Source organism: Tumebacillus avium (assembly GCF_002162355.1).
In the GTDB taxonomy this organism is placed as follows: Bacteria; Bacillota; Bacilli; order Tumebacillales; family Tumebacillaceae; genus Tumebacillus_A; species Tumebacillus_A avium.
Genome location: NZ_CP021434.1, coordinates 2,880,001 through 2,882,500, shown reverse-complemented (window position 1 = coordinate 2,882,500; position 2,500 = coordinate 2,880,001). Strand labels below are relative to the sequence as shown.

At 52.3% G+C, this 2,500-nt stretch carries 2 protein-coding genes and 2 rRNA genes (2 of these 4 running past the window's edge); all 4 read right to left on the bottom strand.

Annotated features, from left to right (window positions below):
* Positions 1–391: ribosomal RNA gene (locus CBW65_RS13805) — 16S ribosomal RNA — on the bottom strand; it reaches 1,156 nt to the left of the window's first position.
* 389 nt (positions 392–780) lie between these two features.
* Positions 781–1,365 (bottom strand): O-methyltransferase, encoded by a 585-nt coding sequence (locus CBW65_RS13800; protein ID WP_157721944.1) that lies wholly within the window; start codon positions 1,363–1,365, stop codon positions 781–783.
* Positions 1,355–2,338, bottom strand: coding sequence for an aromatic ring-hydroxylating oxygenase subunit alpha (locus tag CBW65_RS13795; protein ID WP_087457329.1), 984 nt, complete (start codon positions 2,336–2,338; stop codon positions 1,355–1,357). The genes CBW65_RS13800 and CBW65_RS13795 overlap by 11 nt, the downstream gene beginning before the upstream one ends.
* Positions 2,339–2,442: 104 nt before the next feature.
* Positions 2,443–2,500: ribosomal RNA gene (gene rrf / locus CBW65_RS13790) — 5S ribosomal RNA — on the bottom strand; it runs 59 nt beyond the window's last position.

The following is a 2,500-nucleotide window of genomic DNA, read 5'->3' as shown; positions in this document are numbered from 1 at the left end:
GCTTGCGCCCATTGTGGAAGATTCCCTACTGCTGCCTCCCGTAGGAGTCTGGGCCGTGTCTCAGTCCCAGTGTGGCCGGTCACCCTCTCAGGTCGGCTACGCATCGTCGCCTTGGTGAGCCGTTACCTCACCAACTAGCTAATGCGCCGCGGGCCCATCCGACAGTGAAGCGAAAGCTTCTTTCTCTTCTCCTTCATGCGAAGGAGAAGCCTATCCGGTATTAGCACTCGTTTCCAAGCGTTATCCCAGTCTGTCGGGCAGGTTGCCCACGTGTTACTCACCCGTCCGCCGCTAACATCTTCGGAGCAAGCTCCGAATCAGTCCGCTCGACTTGCATGTATTAGGCACGCCGCCAGCGTTCGTCCTGAGCCAGGATCAAACTCTCAATAAAAGTTGAAAAAGTTTGTATCTTGACTCGCATCAGATCTCTGTAACACTCGTTTAGTTTTCAAGGATCAAGTACACGATGTACATTGTCCAACGTTGCGACAGGACGTCGCGTTCTTAGTTGGGCTTCCACCGCTTGCCGCCGAAGCGACGTTTACTAATATACCACGCTGCACTCGAAAGCGCAACTGGCAAGTTTTTCGTTTTCAGAATCACCGCGTCTCTCGCGGCGACAAGGACTATCTTATCATACCGCGCTCAACAGCTCAATTGTCCCCTTCGAACAAATCAAAACAAACATCATACACGTAAGACATTATCAGTATTGAGCTCACCCATGCTCCGTCATACAAAAAACTGCCGGTGTCCGTACCCGGCAGTTTTCTGATCACTCTATTCTTCCTCCACCTTGCAAGTAAACAGGTCTCCCGATCCGATCGGCACGGTTACGGATGAAGCATCATCCAGCATATCGACGGTGAACTTATACGCTTCGATTCCGAGCACTCCTTTATGAGAGATCATATTATCGGCAATCACCAATCCGCCGGGGCGCACTTTTGGCCAGATCGAACTGAGATAAAACACATACTCATCCTTCATCCCGTCAAGGAACACAAAATCCCACGGCCCCTCCAACGCGTCTACCGTCTCCAGCGCATTCCCTTCGATCAATTCGATCTGTTCTTCAAGACCGGCTTTTGCAAACATTTCTTTGGCGAGTTTGATCTTAAAAGGGCTGAATTCACATGTGACGACCTTGCCGCCATTCGCACGTGCAGCATCAGCTAAAAAGAGCGTTGAATATCCGCTGGACGTTCCAACCTCCAGAATTCGTTTGGCACCGCTGTGACGCAAAATCATATTAAACAACAGCCCAACTTCCTTGGTGATCCTCCAGAGTCCTTCTTCGAGATCTTCGCGCTTCTCGAGCTCTTCCAGCTCGCCAAGCACCTGCCAAACACGTTCATCCTTCATGCCCTTCGCCCCCCTGTTGTTCTTGCTCCAAGGCCTTGCGATACATGATTCGATATCGCACTTGCGGCGCATCCGACCGAATATGCACCTCTTGTGTTAACTCCAGCGGTGACCGTTTCGGGCGCAATCGCTCAACAACTGGCCGATCCTGCTCTAAGACTGTGACATTGTGCTCATAGTGAATATCATCGATCGCCTCAGTGTCCTGTAAAAAGTTGCGCAAGGCGAGCCCGTGAATTCGAATCTGTGCTTCCGTTACCGGCGTGAGCGCCAAATAGGTCGCCATCTGATTACCTTCAAACATGTCGGTGCGCAAGATCAGTTGATTGGGCCAGGTAAACGTGATTGTGGAACTGCCGTTGTCTTCTTCATTGAGAGGTGTTCGCACCAGAGGATGATACGGTTTGGCAACGATCACAATTTCCTGCTCCGTAACGCTGAACTCTGGTCCTTCCACCTTCGGATTCACATCTGTCCCGGTGCTCTCCGGATGCACAAACGGCAGATGCGATACATCAAGCACGCTTTCCACCACGCGAGTCAGATGCGCCTCCCATTCCACCACAAAAGGCACGGCCCGCCATTCCGGGTCTGTCAATTCAAAGGGCAGTTGCAGTTCTTTGACCCGATGAGGCTCCCCGACAAATACCCACAAATACCCGCCCGCCTCCTGCACTGGACAGCTCATCACCTTTGCCCCCTGAGGAATCGAAGCATGAGGTCCGTTAGCCGGGATCAGTGTACAACGTCCGCTCCCGTCAAACACCCAGCCATGGAAAGGACAAACGACACAGTCACCGCGCAGCTTGCCCTGCGATAACCGCGCCCCTCTGTGCGGGCACTGATTGTGCAACGCGTGAGCAACCCCTTCAGCATCCCGATACAGGAACAGCTCTGTGGACAGGATTGAACACTCGAGCATCTCTTCGACCAAATCCGCGCTCCTGCAGGCCACATACCACTCGTTTCGCATGTCATTCCCTCCACAGCCAATCTAGTGTCACAATATGTAACAAATCGTCAAAGGGTCAATAAATAAAAAAAGACCCGATCTGCGTAAGATCGGGTCTTTCTCTTGCCTAGCGACGTCCTACTCTCCCAGGACCCTGCGGTCCAAGTATCATCGGCTCTGTGG

Coding starts and splice junctions, on each gene's coding strand:
- CBW65_RS13800 (WP_157721944.1), bottom strand. CDS start 1,365: ATGAAGGATGAACGTGTTTGGCAGGTGCTTGGCGAGCTGGAAGAGCTC.
- CBW65_RS13795 (WP_087457329.1), bottom strand. CDS start 2,338: ATGCGAAACGAGTGGTATGTGGCCTGCAGGAGCGCGGATTTGGTCGAA.